Source organism: Hydrogenophaga sp., assembly GCF_051858985.1.
In the GTDB taxonomy this organism is placed as follows: domain Bacteria; phylum Pseudomonadota; class Gammaproteobacteria; order Burkholderiales; family Burkholderiaceae_C; genus Hydrogenophaga.
Map to the genome: position 1 here is coordinate 1080996 of NZ_JBHYGM010000002.1, position 24328 is coordinate 1105323.

Here is a 24328-nt window from a genome sequence, read left to right on the forward strand (position 1 = left end):
GGCGACGGCGGCCAGGCCATGACTTCACGGCATGGGCGATGGCGTGAACGGCATTTTGCAGAACAGCGGCGGCTGCCTACAGTGCGGTTCATGAGCTTCGAATCCACCTCACCCCGCCACGTCTGCGTGCTCGGCGCCGGCATCGTCGGCCTGGCCACCGCATGGCAACTGCTGCGCGACGGGCACCAGGTCACAGTGGTGGACAGCGCGCACACGGGTGCCGGCGCCAGCGGCGCCAATGGCGCGCAGCTCAGCTATTCGTATGTGCAGCCGTTGGCCGACCCGTCGCTGTGGCTGCAGCTGCCCAAGCTGCTGCTGGCGACCGACTCCCCGCTGAAGTTCCGCCTGCAGTTCGATCCCCACCAGTGGTCCTGGGGCTTGCGCTTCCTGGCGGCCTGCCGCGCCAGCGTCTCGCGCAGCACCACCGCCAGCCTGCTGGCATTGGCTGCAGAGAGCCGCGCTGGGTTCGAGCAGCTGATGGCCGAGGAAGCCATCGACTGCGACTTCTCGGCGACCGGCAAGCTGGTGCTGTATCCGGACGCAGCGTCGTTCGCCGCGGCGCGCCAGCAGATGGAACTCCAGCGCAGGCTGGGAACGGTGCAGCATGCGGTCTCGCCGTCAGAGGCCGTGGCGATCGAACCTGCCCTTGCCCACCATGCGTCCCGGTTCGCCGGCGCCATCCACACACCCAGCGAATGCGCGGCCGACTGCTTCAAGGTCTGCCAGGCGCTGCAGCAACGGCTGGCCGCACGCGGCGTGCGCTTTCGCTTCCAGACCGAGGTGACGGGCCTCATCCGCCAGGGGGATCGCATCGTGGCGGCCGACACGCGCGAAGGCCGCATCGAGGCGGATGCCTTCGTGGTGTCGCTGGGCACCGGTTCGCGCCGACTGGCCGCACCGCTGGGACTCGATGTGCCCGTCTATCCCATCAAGGGCTACAGCATCACGCTGCAAGCCAACGACGCGGTGGGCGCAGCGCCCACGGTGAACGTGACCGACGCCGCTCGCAAGGTGGTGTTCGCGCGCATCGGCAACCGGTTGCGGGTGGCCGGCATGGCAGAACTGGTGGGGCACGACCGGGCCATTCCTGCCGAGCGCATCGAATCGCTGGTGACGAGCACGCGCGAGGTCTTTCCACGGTGCGGAGATTTCGCAGAAGTCAATCCGTGGGCGGGCCTGCGCCCGGCCACGCCCACAGGTCTGCCGGTGCTGGGCCGTCTGCGCGGCTCGCCCGACAACCTGCTGTTCAACACCGGCCACGGCGCGCTGGGTTTCACGCTGGCTTTCGGCAGCGCGCAACGCGTGGCGCGCGCCCTGAACACCAGCCTCAGGCCAGTTGCTGCAGGGCTTGCTGCATGCAGCGCGTGAACGCGCGCGTGGTGAGCGAGTTGGGTCGTGCCGTGGGCCGCAGCATGCGCACGGTGGTGGCCAGTTCGGGTTCGAGCGCAAGCACGTCGACACGCTCGAGGTCGGCAGACGCCGCCGTGCAACCTTCCACCATGGCCACGCCGACACCATGGTGGGCGAGCGCCAGCGCCACGTGGTAGGTCTGCACGGTCATCACTTCCTGCAGGCCGGCGCCGCTGTCGCGCACGGCGTGAGCCAGCAGCGTGCCCAACGGGTCCTGCCCGTCCAGCGCGATCACGGGCAGTCTGGAGAGCTGCGCGAGCGTGATGGTGCCGGCCTTGACCTGTTTCGCCGGCAACAGGCCTTTGGGCACAACACAGACCACTCGCCGCTTGGCCAGTTGCTCCTGCGCCAGCGCCGGGTGTGTGACCGCACTGAACACGTAGCCGACATCGGCCTCCTGCAGCACCAGTGATGACACGATCTGCGGTGAGTGCAGCGCTTCATGGTGCACGACCACCGATGGATGTTTTTCCCGAAAGAGGCGCATGGCGCGCGGAAAGACTTCATAGCTCAGGGCCAGCACCGTGAGCACGCGGAGTTCGCCTTTGCCGCGACCGGCCTTGAGGCTGGCGGAGAGGCGCTGCACTTCATCGAGCTGCGAGAACAGGCGTTCGATGTGCGGGTAGAGCACCTGGGCTTCCACCGTGGGTTTGAGCCTGCCGCCCACGCGCTGGAACAGCTGGAAGCCAAGTTGCAGTTCGGCGTGCTGCAGCGTGCGGCTCACGGCGGGCTGCGTCACGTTGATCATGCGGGCGGCGGCACTCACGCTGCCGGTGAGCATGACGGCGTTGAAGACTTCGATGTGGCGTAGGCGCATGCTCGGTATTGTTTCTCTTTTTCTTCGGCTGGTACGGTCATCGGCAACCGGGGTGATCGGCTCCGCGAATGTCCCCCGGGTCGGCTTCGCCGCCCCTCCTCCTTTATTTCGCTGCGCCGATCACCCCGGTTGCCGATGACCTCCTTGCCCGCGAAAGGTGGAGCGCCAACAGGTCTGCAGCTCGTGAAGCTCAGGCGCTCTGTGGAGCGAAATAAAGGTGGAGGCGGCCTCCCGCCGCCGGGGGACATTCGCGGAACAGAGCGCCTGAGCTTCACGAGCCCGCAACAGCGCAGGCAAGAAAACTCAAGCGGGCGCAGGCTCCCGCTTCACGCGGAACCAGGCTGCATACATCGCCGGCAAAGCCAGCAAGGTCAACACGGTGGCCACCACAAGCCCCCCCATGATCGCCACCGCCATCGGCCCCCAGAAGACACTGCGCGACAAAGGAATCATCGCCAGCACCGCAGCCGCCGCGGTCAATACGATGGGCCGCATCCGCCGCACCGCGGCTTCCACGATCGCGTCCCAGGCTGGCACGCCGCGCGCACGGTCCTGCTCGATCTGGTCGATCAGGATCACCGAGTTGCGCTGGATCATGCCCATCAGCGCAATCACCCCCAGCAACGCCACGAAGCCGAACGGCCGGTTCAGGAGCAGCAGCGCGCCCGCCACGCCTGCCATGCCCAGCGGCCCGGTCAGGAACACCAACATCGACCGGCTGAAACTCTGCAACTGCAGCATCAGCAGCGTGAAGACGATGAACAGCATCAGCGGCACACCCGCGACGATCGACGCCGAGCCCTTGCTGCTCTCCTCCACCGCGCCCGCCACCTCGATGCGGTAGGCATTGAGCCCGCGCTCGGCCCAGCCATCGCTGATCTTCTTCAGCGCCGGCTGCAGTTCGGCCGTCACGGTGGCGCCCTGAAGGCCCTCCACCACATCGCTCTGCACCGTGATCGCGTACTCCCGGTTCTCACGCCACATCACGCCAGGCTCCCAGTCGAACACCGGCCTGGCGATCTGCAACAGGGGAATCGCCTGACCACTGGCCGTGGGCAGGTAGGCGTTCGCCAGGCTGCTGATGGCATCGCGCTCCTCGATCGGCTGGCGCAGCACGATGTCGATCAGCTTGTCGCCTTCGCGGTACTGTCCCACCGTGGTGCCACTGAGCAAGGTGCGCGAAGCCTGCGCAATCGACTGGCTCGACACGCCCAGTGCACGCGCCTTGGCCTGGTCCACCTCCAGCCGAAGGCGCTTCACCGATTCATTCCAGTTGTCGTTCACGCCACGCGTGTTCGGGTTCGCACGCATGGCGGCAGTCACTTCGTCGGCCAGGCCCCGCAGCACGGCCGGATCCGTGCCCACCACGCGGAACTGCACCGGATACGGCACCGGTGGTCCGTTGGGCAGCAGCTTCACGCGGCCACGCACCTCGGGGAATTCGGTGGCCAGCAAGGCCGGCAAGGCCTTGCGCATCTGTTCGCGCGTCTTCAGGTCCTGCGGCAGCACGATCATCTGCGCCACGTTCGTCTGCGGAAAGATCTGGTCCAGCGGGAGGTAGAAGCGCGGCACGCCCGTGCCCACCCAGGTGCTCACGCTGCGCACGCCCGGCTCTGCCGCCAGGCGCTTTTCCACCCGCTTCGTCACCTCGTCCATGGCCTGCATGCTGCTGCCTTCGGGCAGCCACACATCCACCAGGATTTCGGGGCGGCTCGAATCGGGGAAGAACTGCTGCTGCACCGAGCCCATGCCCACCACGCCCAGCACAAAGGTGAGGATGGTCGCGCCGATGGTGATCCATCGGTGGTGCACGCACCAGTCCACCAGGGAGCGGAAGCGCACGTAGAACGGGCCGTCGAAGACCTCGTGCACTTCGCCCACGTGCGGCTTGACCTTGAGCAGTTTCACACCCAGGTAGGGCACGAACATGACCGCCACCACCCAGGAGATCACCAGCGCCAGCACGGTCACGGCGAATATCGCAAACGTGTACTCGCCCGTGGTGGAGTTCGCCAGGCCAATGGGCAGGAAACCGGCGGCGGTGATCAGCGTGCCGGTGAGCATGGGCATGGCCGTGGCCTCCCAGGTGAAGGTGGCGGCGCGCACCATGCTGTAGCCCTCTTCCAGCTTGCGCACCATCATCTCCACCGCAATGATGGCGTCGTCCACCAGCAGCCCGAGCGCGATGATGAGCGAGCCGAGCGAGATCTTGTGCAGGCCGATGCCCCAATAGTTCATGGCCAGGAACGTGATGGCCAGCACCAGCGGAATGGTAATGAACACCACCAGGCCGGGACGAATATCGAGCGTGTACCGGCGCAGGCCCTTGCCGCCCTCGCGGCGGTGCAGGCCCAGTGCGAGAAAACTGACCGCCAGCACGATCACCACCGCCTCGATCAGCACCTTCACGAACTCGTTGACCGAGCTCGTCACCGCTGAAGGCTGGTCCTGCACCTGCGCGAGCGTCATGCCGGCGGGCAGGCGCGCCTCGATGCCGGCCACCGTGGTCTTGAGCGCCTTGCCGAGCGAAATGATGTCCCCACCCTTGGCCATGGAAATGCCCAGGGCGATGCTGTCCTGGCCGTTGTGGCGCACCAGCACGGCCGGCGGGTCCACATAACCCAGGCCGATCTCGGCGATGTCGCCCAGGCGGATCTGCGCGCCGCTGGCCGCGCGGATCGGCATGGCGCGAAGTTGCTCCACCGAATTGAAAGCGCCGGCCACACGGACCTGCACCACGTCCTGCGGCGACTGCACCGCGCCCGCCGAGACCACCGCGTTCTGCTGGCCCAGCGCGTCCAGCACCTGTTGCAGGTTCAGGCCGAGCACCGCCAGGCGCTTCTGCGAGATCTCGATGTAGAGCTTCTCGTCCTGCACACCGAAGAGTTCGACCTTGCTCACATCGCGCACGCGCAGCAGTTGCTGGCGCACGTCGTCGGCCACGGTCTTGCGTTCGGCCGCAGAGAAGCCTTCGCCCTGCAGCGCGTAGATCACGCCATACACATCGCCGAACTCGTCGTTGAAGAACGGGCCCACCACCCCTTGCGGCAGCGTGCCGCGCATGTCGCCCACCTTCTTGCGAACGGCATACCAGACCTGAGGCACCTCACCCGGCGGCGCGGAGTCCTTGAGCTGGAAGATGATGAGCGCTTCGCCGGGCTTGGCGTAGCTGCGGATCTTGTCCGCGTAGGGCACTTCCTGCAGGGTCTTCTCGATGCGGTCCGACACCTGTTCGGCCACCTGCTCGGCGGTGGCCCCCGGCCAGGCCACGCTGACCACCATGGCGCGAAAGGTGAACGGCGGGTCTTCGTCCTGACCGAGCTGGAAATACGCCGCCACGCCGAGCAGCATCAGCACGATCATCAGGTAGCGGGTGAAGGCCTGGTGGTCCAGCGCCCATTGGGAAAGGTTGAAGCGCGAGACCCAGGAAGTGGCTGGCGCTGTGGCGTTGACGGCGTCGCTCATTCGGCGCTCACTGCGTGGAAGTGGCCACGAAGCGCGTGACCTTCTGCCCGGGCGCGAGCACGTGCACGCCGGTGGCCACCACCTCATCGCCTGGCTTCAGGCCCGAGGCAATCACCATGTCGTTGCCGTCGGCGCCGGCCACCACCACCGGGCGCGGTTGCACCGTGCCGGCCGCAGGGTCGAACACCCACACCGATGTGCCCGAACGGTCGCCTTCGGTGGAGCGCATCAGCGCACTGGTGGGCAGCTTGATGACCGGACCCGCTGCCAGCTGGCCGCTCGATGGCGCCAGCGTCACGTAGGCGGTGGCGCCCAGCGGCGCAGCGGCGTCTTCGGGCAATGAGAGCTTGACCTGGTAGGTGCGCGTGGCCGCATCGGCACTGGCCGCCACCTCACGCACCACCGCATTCAGCGGCGCCACGTTCGCGCCCGCGCCCGCAGCGCCGGCCCACAGGCGCACCTGCGCACTGGCACCCACCTGCATCTGGCGCACACGGTCCTCGGGCACGGCGATCACCACGTCGCGCGCACCGTCGCGCGCCAGCCTCACCACCGGCGTGCCTGCCGCCACCACCTGCCCCACCTCGGCCTCCACCGCCAGCACCACGCCGGCGCCATCGGCCACCAGCCGCGCGTAGGCCGCCTGGTTGCCCTGCACCGCGCCCTGCGCCCTGGCCTGGCGCAAGGTGGCCTCGGCCGATTGCAGCGTGGCCTGCCGGCGCTCGATTTCCGCGCCACTCACGAACCCACGCGAGAGCAGGTCCTGGTAGCGCTTGAGGTCGGCCGCGGCCAGGTCGCGCTGGGTCTGTGCCGCACTCACCTGGGCTTGCGCGGCCTGGCTGGACAGCGCCAGGTCCTGTGCATCCAGCTGCGCCAGCAACTGGCCCGGCTTCACGCGCTGCCCCACCTCGGCCGGCCGCTGCACCAGCTTGCCGCCCACCCGGAAGCCCAGGCGCGATTCGGTGCGCGCGCGCACCTCGCCGGCGTATTCGGCCCGCGCATTCACGTTGCCCGTGCCGACGGTGAGCAGCTTCACCGAGCGGATCGGCTCCTGCGGCGCCTCGGGCCGGGAACAGGCGGTCAACGCGACAGCGGCAACAACGAGGAGGAGGAAGCGGGGTGTTCTCATGGCGGTGCGGGCTTGCGCCAAAGGGGCGGGACGGGGTGAAAATTGGTCAGATCATTAATGACTGACCGGTTAGTAATCAAAATTGTAGTGTAAATTCGACCCCCTTCCACAGGAATTCCTTCATGTCGCCCTCCCCCGAAACGTCACCCACCCGAGCCGACGCCGCGCCTTCCCACGCGGCGATGCTGGGCCGGTCGGTCGGGCACTACGAGAACTTCCCTGTCGCGTCCTGGTTGTGCCCGGCCGCCCTGCGCCCGGCCGTGGCGGCCATCTATCACTTCGCCCGCACGGCGGACGACATTGCGGACGAAGGCGACGCCACTTCCGGGGAGCGCCTGGCCGAACTGGCCGCCTACCGGGCTGAACTGGTGCAGTGCCTGCCAGGCGTGGTCACGGCAGAGGTGCCGGCGGCACGTTGGCCCAGGGTCTTCGGTCCCCTCGCGCTGGCGATCCGCCGGCATGCCATTCCCGCCGGGCACCTGCACGACCTGATCAGTGCGTTCGAGCAGGACGTGCGCCACACCGAAACGGCGCATCCCTACGCCGACATGGCCGAGCTGCTGGCCTATTGCCGCCTTTCCGCGAATCCGGTGGGGCGTCTGCTGCTGCACCTGTACGGCGTGCGCGACCCGGTAGCGCTGGCCCAGAGCGACCAGATCTGCAGCGCGCTCCAGCTCATCAACTTCTGGCAGGACCTGAGCGTCGACCTGCCTCGTCGCCGTTGCTACCTGCCCGCCGATGTGTTGCAGCGCCATGGCGCACGGGTCGCCGATTTCCTGCCCGCTGCCGACGCCGGATCCGGGGCTTCCATCACGCGGCAGCAGGCCGTCGTGGCCGAGCTGTGTGGTTACGCTCGCGGCCTCATGCAGCAGGGCGCTCCCCTGGTGCACCGGGTGCCGGGTCGCGCGGGGTGGGAACTGCGGCTGGTGGTTCAAGGCGGCCTGGCCGTGCTCGATCGCATTGCCGCCATCGAACACCGCAGCTGGCAGACCCGTGTGAAGCTCGACCGCGGCACAGTGCCGGGCCTGGCGTGGCGCGCATTGTGGATGTGAAGACCGCGCGGCTGCGCTGAGTCGCCGAAAAGACACGGGTTTCAGTACAAGCCCTCGGGGCGAAAGCAGAGTGCCATGCCATACTGATTTCCCATATGGCACAGGCATTCCCTTTCTCGGCGATCGTGGGGCAGGATGAGATGAAGACGGCGATCCTGATCGCCGCCATCGATCCCGGCATTGGTGGTGTGCTGGTGCTCGGGGACCGGGGCACGGGCAAGTCCACCGCCGTTCGTGCGCTGGCCGCCCTGCTGCCGAAAATGCGCGCCGTGGTGGGCTGCCGCTACGGCTGCGATCCCGCCGAAACAGCGAGCCATTGCGAAGCCTGTGCAGCGCTTCGCGGCTCGGGCAAATCCCATCTCATTCCGGTGCCCGTCGTCGATCTTCCCCTGGGCGCGACCGAAGACCGCGTGGTCGGCGCGCTCGATCTGGAGCGCGCCCTCTCGCAGGGCGTGAAAGCGTTCGAGCCCGGGCTGCTGGCGCAGGCGCACCGTGGCTTCCTCTACATCGACGAGGTCAACCTGCTCGAAGACCACCTGGTGGACCTGCTGATCGACGTGGCCGCCTCGGGCGAGAACGTGGTGGAACGCGAAGGACTGTCGGTGCGACACCCTGCGCGCTTCGTGCTGGTGGGCAGTGGCAACCCGGAAGAAGGCGAACTGCGTCCGCAGTTGCTGGACCGCTTCGGCCTCTCCGTGGAAGTCCGCACGCCCGAGGCGCTGGCTGACCGCGTGGAAGTCGTGCGTCGTCGCGATGCTTTCGAGCAGGATCGCGCCGCTTTCATCGAACGCTGGCAGAAGGACGACGAGCGCATCCGCAAGCAGATCACCGCTGCCCGCAAACGCCTGGCGGAAGTGACCATCACCGACGCCGTGCGCGAACGCATCAGCGCGTTGTGCGCGGCGCTGGGCACCGACGGTCTGCGCGGCGACCTCACGCTGCTGCGCGCGGCGCGCGCGCTGGCCGCGCTGGACGGCGACAGGATCGTGGGGGATGCGCACATCCGCCGTGTGGCGGCGCCCGCGCTGCGCCACCGCCTGCGCCGCAATCCGCTGGACAACTCGGGTTCCAGCGCGCGCGTGGAACGCGCCGTGGCCGAGCTGCTCGTGTAGGGCGTTCGGGCCCCACACATGCACTGTTCGGGCTGAGCCTGTCAAAGCCAAGCTCACATCGCCACCCATGTTCGAAGTTGCATCCCCCCCGCTCCCCGCCGACGCGACCCTGGCCGCTGCCCTCTGCGCGGTGGACCCGGTCGGCCTCGGCGGTGTGGCCTTGCGCGCGGATGCTGGCCCGATGCGCGAAGCCTGGCTGCAGCTGCTCAGGTCGCTGCTGCCCTATGGCACACCCTGGTTGCGCCTGCCGCACCACGCCACCGACGCCGCCTTGCTGGGCGGCCTGGACCTGGCCGCCACGCTGCACGCCGGGCGCCCCGTGGCACAGCGCGGCCTGCTCGCGCGCGCCGATGGCGGCTGGCTGATGCTGGCCATGGCCGAACGCTGCGGCGCGAACGTGGCCGCGCACCTGGGCGCTGTGCTGGACATGGGCGAGGTGCGTGTGCAGCGCGAAGGCTTGGCCCACACCGCGCCGGCGCGGTTCGGCCTGGTGGCGCTGGACGAGGGACAGGGCGACGACGAGCGCCTGCCCGCCACCCTGCTCGACCGGCTCGCCTTTCTACTGGTGCTCGAGCCCGCGCAAGACGCCCACGACGCAACGACGTTCACCGCACAAGACATCGCCGCCGCGCGAACCGCGCTGCCCGCCGTGCACGTGCCCGACGAACTGGTGCAGGCCCTGTGCGGCGCTGCGCTGGCCTGGGGGGTGAACTCGATGCGTGCCCCGCTCATGGCCTTGCGCGCGGCGCGGGCTGCGGCCGCACTGGCCGGCCTGCCCGAGGCCGACGAATCGCATGCTTCACTGGCTGCACGCCTCGTGCTGGCGCCGCGCGCCACGCGCCTGCCCGCGCCGCCCGCGCCGCCCGAGCCGCAGGAAGCCGAAGCCGAGGAACCCCCTCCGCCCAGCAAGGACCGCGCGGAAGAAACCCGGCAGGACGAGGATCACGAGGACCCGCCCACCGATCCGCAGGCGCTGGAGGACCAGCTCATCGAAGCCATGCAGGCCGCCTTGCCGCCGGGCCTGCTCGCCGCTTTGCAGGCGGGCCAGCAACGCCAGGCGCAGGCGCGCACGGCGGGCACGTCGGGCGCGCTGCAGAAGCATGCGCACCGCGGCCGCCCGGTCGGCACGCGCCGGGGCGAGCCGCGCGCAGGCGCTCGCCTGCACGTGCTCGACACCCTGCGCGCGGCCGCGCCCTGGCAGCGCCTGCGCCAGCGAGACGCCGCGCCGCACGCGCGAAAGCGCATCGAAGTGCGGCGCGAAGACTTCCACGTGGTGCGCCACCGCCAGCATCGGCCCACCACCACCGTGTTCGTGGTGGATGCCTCGGGCTCTGCGGCACTGCACCGCCTGGCCGAGGCCAAGGGCGCGGTGGAGCTGCTGCTGGCGGAGTGTTACGTGCGACGCGATAAGGTGGCCGTGCTCGCGTTTCGCGGCGCGGGTGCCGAACTCCTGCTGCCGCCCACCCGCTCGCTGGCCCGCGCCAAGCGCGCGCTGGCCGCACTGCCCGGCGGCGGCGGCACGCCCCTGGCCGGCGGCATCACCGGCGCACTCGAACTGGCGCAGCAGATCGCGCGCGCCGGCGACACGCCGGTCACGGTGTTTCTCACCGACGGGCGCGCCAACATCGACCGCCACGGCATGCCTGGCCGGGCGCAGGCCACGCAGGACGCGACGGCCGCCGCCCAGGCGTTTGCCGCAACCGGGCTGAACGCGCTGCTCATCGACACCTCGCCGCAACCGGCGGATGCCGCGCGTGAGCTGGCACTGGCCATGGGCGCGACCTACATCCCGCTGCCTTACGCGGGCGCTGCCGGCCTCACGCAGGCGGTGTTGCTGGCCCAACCCGCCCGCTGAGCCTGTTCATGGACTGGCAGCGCGACAGCGAAGACTGGCCCCACCGCGAGCGCAGCCGTTTCCTGCAGGCCGGTGGCCTCACCTGGCATGTGCAGGTGTTCGAGAACACCGACGCGGACGCCCCGGTGGTCCTCCTGCTGCATGGCACCGGCGCGTCCACCCACTCCTGGCGCGACGTCGCTCCATTGCTGGTGGCCCGGGGCCACACCGTGATCGCGCCCGACCTGCCGGGCCACGCGTTCACCGGCATGCCGCCGGGCGGCGTGGGCGCGCCGCAACTCGGCCTGAACGGCATGGCGCGTGCGCTGCATGCGCTGCTGCAGGTGCTTCATGCGCAACCCGCGCTGGTGGTGGGCCACTCGGCGGGTGCGGCCATCGCCATCCGCATGTCGCTCGACGGCTTGCACGCGCCGCAGCGCATCGTCGGCATCAATGCCGCCGTGCTGCCGCTGGGCGGTCTGGCCGGGCCGCTGTTTTCGCCCGTGGCCAAGATCATGGCGGCTGCACCGCTGGTACCGAGGCTGTTCGCATGGCGTGCCCGCGACCCGGCGGTGCTCGAACGCCTGCTCGGCGGCACGGGTTCCAGGCTCGATGCCACCGGCCGCGCGCTCTACCACCGCCTGGTCAGCGACGCGGCGCACGCCGCCGGCGCGCTGGCCATGATGGCCAACTGGAACCTGCCTCAACTGGCGCGCGATCTCCCACGCCTGTCCACCGCGCTGGACCTGCTGGTGGGTGACAACGACCGCACCGTGCCGCCCGAGCACGGCGCGCAGATTCTGGAGCGACTTGCGCCAGCGGCGCGCGGCAGGCTGGTGCGCCTCGCGGGCCTCGGCCATCTGGCCCACGAGGAAGCGCCCGCGCGGGTCGTGGCGCAGATGTTCCCCTAGCCCCGGCCCGAGGCAAGCCCTGGGGGGTACGGGCATAATCGTCCGGCTACGCGGGGTGCAACGCCCCAATTTTCCGCAACCCAGACCATTTCCCTCAGGAGACTGTTTCCATGGATCGTCGTTCCGTCATCAAGAACGCTGGCATCGCCGGTGTTCTCGCCGCTGGCATCGCGCCCGCCGTGCATGCCCAGGCCGCTGTTCGCTGGCGCCTGGCCAGCAGCTTCCCCAAGTCGCTGCCCACCATCTTCGGCTCGGCCGAGAAATTCTCCGAGACCGTCAAGGCCCTCTCGGGTGGCAAATTCGAAGTGTCCGTGCACGCCGCGGGTGACCTGGTCCCCGCGTTCGGCGTGGTCGATGCGATCCAGGACAGCACCATCGAGATGGCGCAGACCGCCTCCTACTACTTCACCGGCAAGGACCCGATCTTCGCCTTCGGCTGCGCTGTGCCCTTCGGCCTGACCGCGCGCCACATGGACGCCTGGATGGAACACGGCAACGGCCGCAAGTACATGGACGAGTTCTACGGCAAGTTCAACATCGTCTCGATGAGCTCGGGCAACACGGGCACCCAGATGGGTGGCTGGTACCGCAAGGAAATCAAGACCGTGGCCGACCTCAAGGGCCTGAAGATGCGCCTGGGCGGCGGCCTGTTCGGCGAGACCATGGCCAAGCTCGGCGTGGTGGCGCAGAACATGCCCGCAGGCGAGGTCTACCAGGCCCTGGAAAAAGGCTCTCTGGACGCCACCGAATTCGTCGGCCCGTTCGACGACGAGCGCCTGGGCTTCCAGAAGGTCGCACCGTTCTACTACTACCCCGGCTGGTGGGAAGGTGGCGCCGAGCTGGAGTTCTTCATCAACAAGAAGGCCTTCGATGCGCTGTCGGCCGAGAACAAGGCCATCGTGCGCGCCGCGGGTGCCGTGGCCGCGCGCGACATGACCGCGAAGTACGACGCCCAGAACCCGATCGCCCTCAAGCGTCTGGTGGCCGCCGGCACCAAGCTCATGCCGTTCTCCAAGGCCCTGATGGACGCCGGTTTCAAGGCTTCGCAAGAAGTGTTTGCCGCACACGAAGCCAAGTCGCCCGAGTTCAAGAAGATCCACCAGGACATGCGCGCCTTCCAGCGCGACCAGATCCTGTGGAGCCGCTTCTCCGAATGGCGCTACGACAGCTACATCACCGGCGTCAAGCTCTGACACCTGTCGACATGACCCCTTGATCCGGGAGCCCGCCACGAAAGTGACGGGCTCTTTTTTTTGGAGCCGTTCCATGCACACCGCCCAGTTCCAGATCCGCAAGAACCAGCTGCCCACCTCGCGCCTGGTGAGCCTGCCCGAAGAGCCGCTCGCCGCGGGCGAGGTCCGCTTGCGTGTCGAGCAGTTCGCCTACACGGCCAACAACATCACCTACGCCGCGTTCGGCGACGCCATGAACTACTGGCAGTTCTTTCCGGTCCCGGACGACGCGGACGGCGCCTGGGGCATCGTGCCGGTGTGGGGCTTTGGCGTGGTGGAGCAATCGCGCTGCGAGGGCGTGGCGGTGGGCGAGCGTCTCTATGGCTACTGGCCCATGGCCACGCACGCGGTGCTGCAACCGGTGCGCATGACACCCGAAGGCTTCCTGGACGGTGCCGCGCACCGCGCTGCGCTGCACACCATCTACAACCAGTACCTGCGGTGCGCGGCCGATCCCCTGCACGACCCGGCCACCGAAGCCTTGCAGGCCTTGCTGCGCCCGCTGTTCCTCACGGCCTGGCTGATCGACGATTTCCTGGCCGACAACGCCTTCTTCGGCACCTGCGAAAGTGGCCAGCGTGGTGTGATGCTGCTGTCTTCCGCCAGCAGCAAGACCGCCTTCGCCACGGCCGCGCAACTCGCGAAGCGGCCCCAAGTGGAGGTGGTGGGCCTGACCTCGGCCGCCAACGTGGCGTTCAGCGAGAGCCTGGGCGTCTACAGCCGCGTGCTCACCTACGACCAGCTCGAGGTGCTGGCCAGCGACGCGCCCTGCGTGTACGTGGACTTCGCGGGCAACGGGGGCCTGCGCAAGGCCATCCACAGCCGCTTTGCAAACCTGGCCTACAGCTGTTCCATCGGCGGCACGCATGTGGACCAGTTGTCGGGCGCGCGCGATCTGCCCGGGCCGCGACCGGTGCTGTTCTTCGCACCCGCGCAGGCGAAGAAGCGCCATGGCGACTGGGGCGCGGCCGAATTCAACCAGCGCATGGCCCGCGCATGGCACTCCTTCATCGCCCAGGTGAGCCAGCCCGATGCCCCGTGGGTGAAGGTCCAGCGCCACCAGGGACCCGATGCGGTGGCCGCAGCGCATGCGCTGGTGCTGGGTGGGCGCAGCGACCCGCGCCTGGGCCACATGCTGTCGTTGCAGGACCGCTAGGGCACCACGCCCGCCACCAGCACGCGCAGGCCCTGTTGGGTGTTGGCGATGGCGCCGGTGCGACCCACCAGGTCGCCCGCCTGGGGCATGGCGTCGCCCGAACGGCTGATGCGCGCTTCCACCACCACCTGCGCGTGGTCGGAGATGCGGTGGTCGGGCGCCATGGCCTGGTCGTCGTTCAGGCTGAAGGGCACGGGTTCGGCAGACGCGCTCAAGCGCAGCACCGCCAGCGGAAGCCGCGGTCCCTGCAAGGTGCGCGCGGTGATGTAGAGCGTGTCGCCGGGCTGAAGTCGCGCGCGCAACTCTGGTGCCATCTCCACACGCCCGCTGATGCCGGCACTCGATGCAGCAGCGGGTGCCTGCGCGGCCGCCAGCGCCAGCGCTTTCGGATGGCGCGGGTCGATCTTCAGGGCCCGCTGAACCAGCCGCTCGGCTTCCTGCATGCCGCCCGGGCCGTTGATCAGCCGCAGCAGATCGGCGCGGTCGGCCAGCCGTTGCGCATCGTTGGGATCGAGCTCGATCGCGCGGGCGTAGCTCTCTGCGGCTTGCGCGTAGCGTTGCAGGCTCGCCTGCGCGCGGGCCAGCATGTCCCACGCGGGTGCGTCGGCGGCGTTGCCGGCTGGCCGGGCGCGAAGGGCCTGCTCCATCTGGCGCACCAGGCCGTCCACATCGGCCATGGTGGGCGCTGCGTTGGCCGGCTGCAGCAGGGAGGCCGGCTGGCCGAGCACGCTGTAGAGCCCGAGCGCAGGCACCGAGAGCAACAACGCGCCCACCGTGAGCTGGCGCGCGGTGTAGGCACCCCCAGCCGGTGCGGTGGCAACCCCGGCGGGCGAGTCGTTGCGCTCGCCCGGATCGAAAGCACCGGCGGCGCGGCGGCGCAGATGGCGGACCAGCACCGCACCGCCGAGCAGCAGCAGCGCGAACGGTCCGAGCCAGAGCAGCACCGTGCTGGTCTTGAGCGGCGGCCGGTACAGCACGAAGTCGCCGTAGCGTTGCGACATGAACGCCAGGATCTCGGCCTCGTCGCGGCCCGCGCGCAACTGTTCGCGGATCTGGCCTCGCAGGTCCACCGCCAGCTCGGCGTGCGAGGCGGCCACGGTTTCGTTCTGGCACACCAGGCAGCGCAACTCCGCACCGATCGCCATCACGCGCGCCTCCAGTGCGGGGTCGGCCACCGCCGGTGATGCCGTGCCCCGATCCTGCGCGCCCACGTGCAGGCTCAGGACACAAGCCATCCCAAAAAATACATGGCGCCATCGCATGGTTCAGCCCTCCAGTTGCCGCAGCAGTGGCAGCAGTTGCCTGTTGATCACGTCGCGCGTGAGCTCGCCCGTGTGCTTGTGGCGGATCACTCCGTCGCGGTCGATCACATACGTCTCGGGCACGCCGTACACGCCGAAGTCCAGCCCCACGCGGCCCTGCGTGTCGGACAACGTGGCCTGGTACGGGTTGCCGTGGCGCGCCAGCCACCCCAGCGCCAGATCGCGCTTGTCCTTGTAGTTCAGGCCGATCAACGTCACCTGCCCGGTCTTCGCCATCTCCACCAGCAGCGGGTGCTCGGCCTGGCAGGCCACGCACCACGAGGCCCACACGTTGAGCACCCACACCTGGCCGCGCAGTTGCTCAGGACCCAGCGTGCGCTCGGGCGCCGCCAGCGTGGGCAAGGCAAACGAGGGCACGGGCTGGCCAATGAGCGGCGAAGGCACGTCGCGCGGGTTGAGCTGCAGGCCCGCGCCCAGCACGCCCACCAGCGCAACGAAGGCCACCAGCGGCCAGAGGAAACGCAGGCCGCGCGGCGCGGGCCTGTCGACCGGATTCTTGATTGGCTCGTTCATGGCTGCACCTGGCGGGCCACCACCAGCGCGGGCACGGGCATCGATGCTGCAGCCCGTTCCTCGCGGCGGCTGCGCGCCACGCGGTAGCGCCGGTCCGCCATCGCAAGGAACCCGCCGATCGCCATCATCAGACAGCCGCCCCAGATCCAGTTCACCAGCGGCTTGTGGTGCAGGCGCACGCTCCAGGCGGTCTCGCTCACCGGCTCACCCAGCGCCACGTACAGGTCGCGCATCACGCTGCGGTCGATCGCGACTTCAGTCATGGGCATGCGGCTCACGGTGTAGAGGCGCCGCTCGGGCCGCAGCAGCGCCACGGGTTCGCCGTCAAGCGTCGTCACGCGCATCTGCGCCTGGGCGGACGTGTAGTTCGGTCCCTGTACCACGCCCATGCTTTCCAGCGTGAAGCGGTAGCCCCCCACTTCGGCGTGCTGGCCGGCTTCCATGCGCACGTCGCTTTCGGTGCTGAAGCTGCTCACCACGCTCACGCCGGCCACGAACACGGCCACGCCCAGGTGCGCGAGCAACATGCCCAGCCAGGCACCCGGCTGCGCGGCGAGGCCACCAGAAAAGCCGGCCGGGTGCGCGCGCAGCCGTTGCCATGCTCCGGTGAACGTGGTCACCGCCACCCACGCAGCCAGCAGCAGGCCCAGGCCGGTGAGAGGTGCGGTGGCCTGCCACACCAGCGCAGCCAGCAAGGCAGCCGCCGCGCTCACCGCAGCGGCCCACCGCAGGCGCTTCACGAGATCACCCACCTGCGCCTGACGCCACTTCGCCAGCGGCCCCACACCCATGAGGAACAGCGCGGGCGCCATCAGCGGCACGAACACGGCGTTGAAATACGGCGGCCCCACGGAGAGCTTGCCCATGCCGAACGCGTCGATCACCAGCGGATACAGCGTGCCCAGCATCACGGCCGCCGTGGCCACCAACAGCAGCAGGTTGTTGGCCAGCAGGAAGCTCTCGCGAGAGAGCACGCCGAAGCGCTCGCCTTCGCCCACGCTGGGCGCACGCCACGCATACAGCGCCAGCGACCCACCGACCACCAGCACCAGGAACGCCAGGATGAAAACGCCGCGTGCCGGGTCGGTGGCAAAGGCGTGCACCGAACTCAGCACGCCCGAGCGCACGATGAAGGTGCCCAGGAGCGACAGCGAGAACGCCAGGATGGCGAGCAGCACGGTCCAGCGCCGGAACGCGCCGCGTTTCTCCGTCACCATGAGGGAATGGATCAGCGCCGTGCCCACCAGCCACGGCATGAAGGACGCGTTCTCCACGGGGTCCCAGAACCACCAGCCGCCCCAGCCGAGTTCGTAGTAGGCCCAGAAGCTGCCGAGCGCAATGCCCACGGTGAGAAAACTCCAGGCCGCCAGCGTCCAGGGGCGCGAGGCCCGCGCCCACGCATCGTCGAGCCGGCCACCGAGCAAGGCCGCCACCGCAAACGCGAAGGCCACCACGAAACCCACATAGCCCATGTAGAGCATGGGCGGATGGATCGCCATGCCCGGGTCCTGCAGCAGGGGGTTCAGGTCGTTCCCATCGGGCGGCGCCGGGAACACGCGTTCGAAGGGGTTGGAGGTGAACAGCGTGAAGAGCAGAAAACCCACGCTGATGAGCCCCATCACACCCAGCACGCGCGCCTTCATGGGCAGGTCGATGCCGCGCGAGAACACCGTGACGGCCAGCGTCCAGCCGCCCAGGATCAATGCCCACAGCAGGATGGAACCTTCGTGGTTGCCCCACACCGCGCTGAGCCGGTAGATGAGCGGCAGTGCGCTGTGCGAATGGTTGGCCGCGAGCAGCACGGTGAAGTCGTGCGTGACGAAGGCGTGCGTGAGGCACACGTAGGACACCAGCAGAAGACCGAACTGCAGGCGCGCTGCGGGCACCGCCAGCGCCATCCAGGCCACGCGGCCACGCTGCGCGCCCCAGATCGGCATCACCCCCTGCACCAGCGCCACGCACAGCGCCATCACCAGAGCGAAGTGACCCAGCTCGGCGATCATCGCGCGCTGCCTTCCACCACACTGCCTTGCCCCGCGCGGGCCCGCGCGAGCGCGTCTGCCGCCTCCGGCGCCATGTAGTTCTCGTCGTGCTTGGCTAGCACCTGGTCGGCGCGGAAGATGCCGTCGGCCCCCAGGCGTCCTTGCGCCACCACGCCCTTGCCCTCCTGGAACAGATCGGGCAGCAGGCCGGTGTAGGTCACCGGGATGGCGCGCGCGGTGTCGGTCACCTGGAAATGGATGGTCAGGCCCTTGGCGTCGCGCTTCACGCTGCCCTCTTCCACCAGCCCGCCGATGCGGAACGCGCGGTCGCGCGGCGCTTCCTTCGCCTGCACCTGCGTGGGGCTGTAGAAGAACACCAGGTTGCTGCGAAACGCGTTGAGCACCAGGGCGCTGGCCGCACCCACCGTGAGCAGGCCCACGGCCAGCGCCACGGCGCGGCGTGTGCGCGCCTTCATGCGATGCGCTCCCGAACAGCGTCGGCACTGTCTGCGTCCTCAGCCTCGCGCACCAGCAAGCGGCGGCGCAGGCGCAGCATCGCGAGTTCGGCCACCACCACGGCGGCGGTCATGCCCATCGAGCCCCACACGTAAAGGCCGTAGCCGCCCATGTCCAGAAAATCGCGCAGGTCGGTCCAGTTCATCGTGCGGCCTCCAGGGTCTGGTGCGCCCAGCCGGTGTGGCGTTCGCGCTCGAGCATGATCACGCGCACCCGGGCCAGTGCCACGGCGATGCAGTACATCCAGCACGCCAGCGCCATCACCAGCATGCCCAGCAACATGGGCGTGGCCATGCTGGGCGCCTTGGACAGGCTCACCGACGCGCCCTGGTGCAGCGTGTTCCACCACTGCACCGAGAAATAGATGATGGGCAGGTTCACCACGCCCACGATGGCCAGCAGGCCGGCCGCGCGGTCGGCGCGGCGCGTGTCGTCGATGGCGTTGTGCAGCGCCATGAAGCCGATGTAGAGGAACAGCAGCACCAGCTCGGACGTGAGCCGCGCGTCCCACACCCACCAGGTGCCCCAGGTGGGCTTGCCCCAGAGGGCGCCGGTCCACAGCGCCAGAAAGGTCATGAGCGCGCCGGTGGGCGCGAGCGCGCAGGCCATCATGCTGGAGAGGCGCGAGTTGAAGATGAGGCCGATGGCGGCCCACACCGCCATGGCCAGGTACACCACCATCGACATCCACGCCGTGGGCACGTGCACGAAGATGATGCGGTAGGCCTCGCCCTGTTGCGCGTCGGTGGGCGCGAGCCAGAAGCCGATGTACAGGCCAATGGCCGCAAGCACCAGCGCCAGCGCGCCGAACCACGGAATGAGCTTGCCCGCGAGCGGGTAGAAGCGCTGCGGCGCTGCGTAGTGGAACCAGTCGATGCGTCGTGTCGTGTTCATGGTGTGTTCACTCCATCGAAATGCGCAAGGCCGCGCTGGTCACCAGTGGCGCGGCCAGCAGCGAGAGCAGCAGCATGGCGCCGAGCAAGGAGAAATGGCCGCCCACGTCCAGCCCCGCGCTGTGCGCCTGCACCGCGCCCGCGCCGAAGATCAGCACCGGCATGAGCAGCGGCAGCACCAGCAATGACATGAGCACGCCCGCACCGCGCAAGCCAAGCGTGAGAGCCGCGCCAATGGCGCCCACCAGGCTCAGCACCGGCGTGCCGAGCAACAGCGAGAGCACCAGCACGCCGGTGGCCGAGGCCGAGAGGTCGAACTGAATGGCGAGCAGCGGCGAGACCAGCACCAGCGGCAGCACCGAGCTGCACCAGTGCGCGGCCACCTTGCCCAGCACCAGCAGGGGCAAGGGGTGAGCGCCGATCAGCAGTTGTTCGAGCGTGCCGTCCTGGTGGTCGTCGGCAAACAGGCGCGCCAGCGGCAGCGTGCAGGCCAGTAGCGCCGCCACCCACACGACGCCGGGTGCCATGGTGCGCAGCAGCGCAGGCTCGGGGCCCACACCCAGGGGGAACAGGCTCACCACCATCACGAAGAACAGCAGGGCGCCGAGCGCGTCGGTGCGCCGGCGCGCGGCGATGCGCAGGTCGCGCAGGAAGATGCAGCGCAGGCCGGCCAGCCAGCCGGGCGCGGTCGCCGGCGCCGAAGGGGTGGCGACCACAGCGGTGTTCACAGCGCCAGCTCCTGGTGCGCCACGTCGTCCAGCGCGACGCCCTGGTGGCTGGTGAGCACCACCGAGCCACCGCGACGCAACTGCGCGCGCACCAGGCCTTCGAGCCAGGCGGTGGCGGCGGTATCGAGCGCGTTGAAGGGTTCGTCCAGCACCCAGAGCGGCGCCGCGCGCGCCAGCACCAGCCGCGCCAGACCACAGCGCCTGCGCTGGCCCTGCGAGAGGTGGCGCACCGGTGTGCGCTCGAATCCGCGCAGGCCGGCATCGGCCAGGGCCTGCCTTGCCTCGGCGCGCGTCACGTCCTGCCCGCCCAGGGTGCAGGCGGTCTGCAGGTTGTCCAGTGGGGACAGGTCGTCCTTGAGCGCGGCGGCATGCCCCAGATAAACCAGGTCGCGGCCCCAGCTCTCGCGCTGCGCCGCCAGCGACTGGCCGCGCCACCGCACTTCGCCCTCGGTCGGGAGCAGCAGCCCGCACATCAGGCGCAGCAGGCTGGTCTTGCCGGCGCCATTGGCCCCGGCCACCCGCAGCAGCTGGCCGGCGCCGAGCTGCACGTTGAGACCGCTGAACAAGGTGCGCCCACCGCGCACGCAGGCCACCCGGTCCAGCGCCAGGCCGGCGCTCATCTCGCCATCCCGTCGATGCGCAGCAGATGGCTGTCGCGGTTGGTAGGGGTGTTCACCGGCTCGTCTCGAATGTCGTTGTCAACTTAATGTGACACTTATATCATCGGTCGATGATTGACACAAACGCAGAAACCCCGACCCGGACCTGGCGCGCACCCCCTCTGCCCGATGCGCCAGCCCGGCACTTCTGCACCGACTGTGGCCTCTCCCGCACCGACAACCCGCGCCGTTGCGGCCAGGCCTGCCAGTTCATCCAGCCCGACTACCCGGCGCTTGAGACGCGCATCCATGGCCGCACCCGCGCGCTGCCAGCGCCGGGCGAATTGGGCAGCGACGAACTGTTCTTCGGCCCGCACCGCCAGATGCTGCAGGCGCGGCTGGCGAAGCCCCTGGCCGGTGCGCAATGGACCGGCATCACCACCCGCATCGCCGAGAAGCTGCTGCGTGCGGGCGAGGTGGACGCGGTGATTGCCATGGCGCCGCACCCGGACGACGCCTGGCGGCCGATGCCGGTGCTGGTGACGAACCCCGACGACATGGCGCGCTGCCGCGGCATGCGCATGGGGTATGCCCCGCTGATCGCGCTGGTGGAACCCGCGCTGCGCCAGGGCTTCAAGCGCCTGGCGGTCATTGGCATTCCTTGCCAGGTGTATGCGCTGCGCGCCATCCAGCCCGAACTGGAACGCGATCTCGGGCTGGAAAAGCTGTTCGTGATCGGCACGCCCTGCTCCGACAACACCACCACCGAACGCTTCCACCATTTTCTGTCTCTGATCTCGCCACACCCCGAGGACATCACCTACCTCGAGTTCCGCGCCGACTACCACGTGGAGATCCGCATGAAGGGCGGCGAGGTGCGCACCATTCCCTTCCTGCAGCTCCCGCTGTCCACCCTGCCGCCGGACTTTTTCCCCACCACCTGCCGCACGTGTGTGGACTACACCAACGCGCTTTCGGACATCACCGTGGGCTACATGGGTGGCCAGGGTGAACAGTGGCTGCTGGTGCGCAACGATCGCGGCCAGGCCCTGCTGGAATTGCTGGGCGACGAGGTGGTGACGCAGGCGCCGGGCAGCGCGGGCAAGCGCGCCGGCGCGGTGCGCGGCTTCCTGAAGAACGTCGAGCTGGCCGCCGGCGGCCTGCCGCTGCGCCGCATGCCGGACTGGCTGCGCCCCATCGTGGGCTGGCTGATGCCACGCATCGGCCCGCGCGGCCTGGAATTCGCACGGGCGCGGGTGGAAATGAAAGCCATCGAGACCCTGCTGCACCTGCAGCGCGAAGCCCCGGCCCGCATCAAGACCATGGTGCCTGAGCACGTGGTGCATCTGGTGCGGCCTTACGGGCTGGCGCGAGAACCCGTGCCTCCCAAGCCCTGATCACCCCCGACCCTCTGGCCGGGTTTCTGGTTGCAGTGCACAACCAAAGAGCCTTTGACAATCCGATGTGTCATGTTAGATTGACACTACTTGATGTCACATCTTGATGACAGCAAGTCACCGGACGAGGCGCCCATGGACATGATGTCACGCATCCAGCAAGCACTGGACAGTCAACTGACCCAGGCTTGCAGTCCCAGCGCCCCACCCCGTCTGATGGCCGCAATGCGGCATGCGGTGTTTCCGGGCGGTGCCCGCATCCGCCCGCAGCTCTGCCTGGCGGTGGCGCGCGCCTGCGGGGAAGACGCCCCCGAACTGACCGACGCGGCCGCGGTGGCCATCGAACTGCTTCACTGCGCGTCGCTGGTGCACGACGACATGCCGTGCTTCGACGACGCCGACACCCGTCGTGGCCAGCCCACCGTTCACAAGGTGTATGGCGAACCTCTGGCCCTGCTCACGGGTGACGCCCTGATCGTGATGGCCTACCAGGCGCTGGCGCGCGCGGGCGTGCAGCACCCGGCGCGCCTGGCCGGGCTGCTGCAGACCGTGTGCGATGGCACCGGTGCGCCCGACGGCATCGTCGCGGGCCAGGCCTGGGAATGCGAGAACCGCGTGGACCTGGGCCAGTACCAGCGCGCCAAGACCGGCGCGCTGTTCGTGGCCTCCACCTGCGCCGGCGCGCAGGCGGCGGGTGCCGATCCCGACGGCTGGCGGGCTTTGGGTGAATGCCTGGGCGAGGCCTACCAGGTCGCCGACGACATCCGCGACGTGATGCTGCAGGCCGAACAACTTGGCAAGCCTTCGGGCCAGGATGCGGCCCATGGCCGGCCCAGCGCCGCGGCCGACCTGGGCCTGCTGGGCGCCATCGACCATTTCCGGGGCCTCATGAAGGCCGCCGTCGACTCGCTGCCCGACTGCCCGAGCCGCGGCGCCATGCGCCACCTGGTGCTCCAGGAGTCCGAACGCCTGATTCCGCAGAGCACCTGCGAGCGCATCGAGCGCGAACACCACGTCAGCACCCTGGCGAGCCTCTGAGCCATGGCCACGCTGAACGCCACCGAACCGCCGCTCTCCCAGGAGCCACCGCCGTCCTGGCGCGATCGCCTCGCCGCGCGCGCCGACCGCTGGATGACCAGCCCCGCGCTCAACCGCTGGGCCAGCGCCAGCGTGCTCACACGCTGGCTGGTGCGCTGGCGCTCGGCCCAGCTCTTCGGGCTCATGGCCGGCTTCGTGCACACGCAGGTGCTGCTGGGCTGCGTCCGGCTGCGCGTGCTCGATCACGTCCTCGAAGCGCCGCGCACGGCGGACGAGCTCGCCCGCTTGACGCGCACGCCCGCCGCCTCGCTCTTGCGACTGCTCGATTCCGCCGTGGCCCTGCGCCTGCTCGAACGCCGCGGCCAGGCGCGCTACGGCCTGGGCAGCCTGGGTGCGCCGGTGCTGGCCCATGCGGGCATCCGCGACATGATCGAACACAACGCCGTGCTGTTCGAGGACCTGCGCGACCCACTGGCCCTGCTGCGCGACCCGGCCCAGGCGCGCATGCACCGCTACTGGCCCTACACCGAAGAAGGCGCCATGCCCGCACCGCAGGAGCAGTGCGCGCGTTACTCGGCGCTGATGGCCAGTTCGCAACGTTTCGTGATCGACGAGCTGCTCGCGGCCTACCCGTTCCATGACCACCGCGTGGTGCTCGACGTGGGCGGCGGCATGGGCGGCTGGGTGAGCGCGCTCGCACAGGCGCACCCCGCCCTGCGTTTGCAACTTTTCGACCTGCCGCCCGTGGCCGCGCTGGCACAGCAGCACGTGCAGCGGCAGGGGCTGGCCGAGCGCATCAGCACGCACGGCGGCAGCTTCGTCCACGACCCGCTGCCGCGCGGGGCAGATCTGGTCACGCTGGTGCGGGTGGCACACGACCACGCCGATGCCACGGTGCTCCAAGTGCTGCGCGCCATCTTTGGCGCCCTGCCCCTGGGCGGCGCGCTGCTGCTGGCCGAACCGATGGCCGAAGCAGGCGGATCGCCGCAGCCCAGCGACCCGTATTTCCACTTCTACCTGCTGGCCATGGGCGCGGGGCGGCTGCGCACACCAGAGCAGCTCATGGCCCTGATGCGCGAAGCCGGCTTTTCGCACATCGAACGCGTGCCCAACCGCCAACCCCTGCACGCACAGCTGCTGCTGGCCCGCAAAGCTAGGTGTTTACCCGCACTTGACGCCGATAGCGTCAATTCAGATTGACACTTTTAACTGTCACTCATTA

The 24328-nt window shown here is 69.2% G+C and carries 21 protein-coding genes; 10 read left to right on the plus strand and 11 right to left on the minus strand.

Annotated features, from left to right (window positions below; translation table 11 throughout):
* Positions 1–90 precede the first annotated feature (90 nt).
* Positions 91–1368 (plus strand): D-amino acid dehydrogenase, encoded by a 1278-nt coding sequence (locus ACTIEY_RS11480; RefSeq protein ID WP_439519231.1) that lies wholly within the window; start codon positions 91–93, stop codon positions 1366–1368.
* On the opposite strand, the gene ACTIEY_RS11485 is transcribed toward ACTIEY_RS11480, so the two are convergent.
* The 3 genes from ACTIEY_RS11485 to ACTIEY_RS11495 form a co-directional block, all read right to left on the minus strand.
* Positions 1328–2227, minus strand: coding sequence for a LysR family transcriptional regulator (locus ACTIEY_RS11485; protein ID WP_439519232.1), 900 nt, complete (start codon positions 2225–2227; stop codon positions 1328–1330). The genes ACTIEY_RS11480 and ACTIEY_RS11485 overlap by 41 nt on opposite strands.
* A 303-nt stretch (positions 2228–2530) precedes the next feature.
* Entirely contained in the window at positions 2531–5692 is a 3162-nt protein-coding gene (locus tag ACTIEY_RS11490; protein ID WP_439519233.1) for an efflux RND transporter permease subunit, read from the minus strand.
* A gap of 7 nt (positions 5693–5699) precedes the next feature.
* On the minus strand, positions 5700–6821 hold the full coding sequence (locus tag ACTIEY_RS11495) for an efflux RND transporter periplasmic adaptor subunit (protein ID WP_439519234.1): 1122 nt from the start codon (positions 6819–6821) through the stop codon (positions 5700–5702).
* Positions 6822–7003: 182 nt separating this feature from the next.
* On the opposite strand from ACTIEY_RS11495, the gene hpnC reads away from it, so the two are divergent.
* The 6 genes from hpnC (at position 7004) to ACTIEY_RS11525 (ending at position 14118) form a co-directional block, all read left to right on the plus strand.
* Positions 7004–7873, plus strand: a complete 870-nt coding sequence (gene hpnC, locus ACTIEY_RS11500) for a squalene synthase HpnC (protein WP_439519446.1) — start codon at positions 7004–7006, stop codon at positions 7871–7873.
* Positions 7874–7968: 95 nt separating this feature from the next.
* On the plus strand, positions 7969–8985 hold the full coding sequence (bchI, locus tag ACTIEY_RS11505) for a magnesium chelatase ATPase subunit I (RefSeq protein WP_439519235.1): 1017 nt from the start codon (positions 7969–7971) through the stop codon (positions 8983–8985).
* A gap of 67 nt (positions 8986–9052) precedes the next feature.
* The gene (locus ACTIEY_RS11510; protein WP_439519236.1) at positions 9053–10840 is read left to right on the plus strand and encodes a magnesium chelatase subunit D; all 1788 of its coding nucleotides are present in this window, start codon (positions 9053–9055) and stop codon (positions 10838–10840) included.
* An 8-nt stretch (positions 10841–10848) separates the two neighbouring features.
* Positions 10849–11730, plus strand: coding sequence for an alpha/beta fold hydrolase BchO (gene bchO / locus ACTIEY_RS11515; RefSeq protein WP_439519237.1), 882 nt, complete (start codon positions 10849–10851; stop codon positions 11728–11730).
* Between the two features lie 110 nt (positions 11731–11840).
* Positions 11841–12923, plus strand: a complete 1083-nt coding sequence (locus ACTIEY_RS11520) for a TRAP transporter substrate-binding protein (RefSeq protein WP_439519238.1) — start codon at positions 11841–11843, stop codon at positions 12921–12923.
* Positions 12924–12996: 73 nt separating this feature from the next.
* Entirely contained in the window at positions 12997–14118 is a 1122-nt protein-coding gene (locus ACTIEY_RS11525; RefSeq protein WP_439519239.1) for a DUF2855 family protein, read from the plus strand.
* On the opposite strand, the gene ACTIEY_RS11530 is transcribed toward ACTIEY_RS11525, so the two are convergent.
* From ACTIEY_RS11530 to ccmA, 8 genes are read right to left on the minus strand one after another with little or no spacing between them, the layout of a single operon-like run.
* Positions 14115–15353: a cytochrome c-type biogenesis protein CcmH gene (locus ACTIEY_RS11530; RefSeq protein WP_439519240.1), complete on the minus strand. Its 1239-nt coding sequence runs from the start codon at positions 15351–15353 to the stop codon at positions 14115–14117. The two genes, ACTIEY_RS11525 and ACTIEY_RS11530, sit on opposite strands and share 4 nt — an antisense overlap.
* A gap of 30 nt (positions 15354–15383) precedes the next feature.
* Complete coding sequence (locus tag ACTIEY_RS11535) at positions 15384–15953, minus strand: DsbE family thiol:disulfide interchange protein (protein ID WP_439519241.1); 570 nt, start codon at positions 15951–15953, stop codon at positions 15384–15386.
* Positions 15950–17956 (minus strand): heme lyase CcmF/NrfE family subunit, encoded by a 2007-nt coding sequence (locus ACTIEY_RS11540; protein ID WP_439519242.1) that lies wholly within the window; start codon positions 17954–17956, stop codon positions 15950–15952. The genes ACTIEY_RS11535 and ACTIEY_RS11540 overlap by 4 nt, the downstream gene beginning before the upstream one ends.
* On the minus strand, positions 17953–18411 hold the full coding sequence (ccmE, locus tag ACTIEY_RS11545) for a cytochrome c maturation protein CcmE (protein ID WP_439519243.1): 459 nt from the start codon (positions 18409–18411) through the stop codon (positions 17953–17955). Before ccmE ends, ACTIEY_RS11540 begins: the two co-directional genes overlap by 4 nt.
* On the minus strand, positions 18408–18596 hold the full coding sequence (ccmD, locus tag ACTIEY_RS11550) for a heme exporter protein CcmD (RefSeq protein WP_439519244.1): 189 nt from the start codon (positions 18594–18596) through the stop codon (positions 18408–18410). The genes ccmE and ccmD overlap by 4 nt, the downstream gene beginning before the upstream one ends.
* A complete protein-coding gene (locus ACTIEY_RS11555) occupies positions 18593–19345 on the minus strand; it encodes a heme ABC transporter permease (protein ID WP_439519245.1) in 753 nt (250 codons plus the stop codon). Before ACTIEY_RS11555 ends, ccmD begins: the two co-directional genes overlap by 4 nt.
* A gap of 7 nt (positions 19346–19352) precedes the next feature.
* A complete protein-coding gene (gene ccmB / locus ACTIEY_RS11560) occupies positions 19353–20072 on the minus strand; it encodes a heme exporter protein CcmB (protein ID WP_439519246.1) in 720 nt (239 codons plus the stop codon).
* Positions 20069–20692, minus strand: coding sequence for a cytochrome c biogenesis heme-transporting ATPase CcmA (ccmA, locus tag ACTIEY_RS11565; RefSeq protein WP_439519247.1), 624 nt, complete (start codon positions 20690–20692; stop codon positions 20069–20071). Before ccmA ends, ccmB begins: the two co-directional genes overlap by 4 nt.
* A 110-nt stretch (positions 20693–20802) precedes the next feature.
* On the opposite strand from ccmA, the gene ACTIEY_RS11570 reads away from it, so the two are divergent.
* The 3 genes from ACTIEY_RS11570 to ACTIEY_RS11580 all read left to right on the plus strand — a co-directional run bounded on the left by ACTIEY_RS11570 (position 20803) and on the right by ACTIEY_RS11580 (position 24306).
* A complete protein-coding gene (locus ACTIEY_RS11570; RefSeq protein ID WP_439519248.1) occupies positions 20803–22068 on the plus strand; it encodes a Coenzyme F420 hydrogenase/dehydrogenase, beta subunit C-terminal domain in 1266 nt (421 codons plus the stop codon).
* A gap of 93 nt (positions 22069–22161) precedes the next feature.
* Complete coding sequence (locus ACTIEY_RS11575; RefSeq protein ID WP_439519249.1) at positions 22162–23106, plus strand: polyprenyl synthetase family protein; 945 nt, start codon at positions 22162–22164, stop codon at positions 23104–23106.
* Positions 23107–23109: 3 nt separating this feature from the next.
* A complete protein-coding gene (locus tag ACTIEY_RS11580; RefSeq protein WP_439519250.1) occupies positions 23110–24306 on the plus strand; it encodes a methyltransferase in 1197 nt (398 codons plus the stop codon).
* Positions 24307–24328 lie beyond the last annotated feature (22 nt).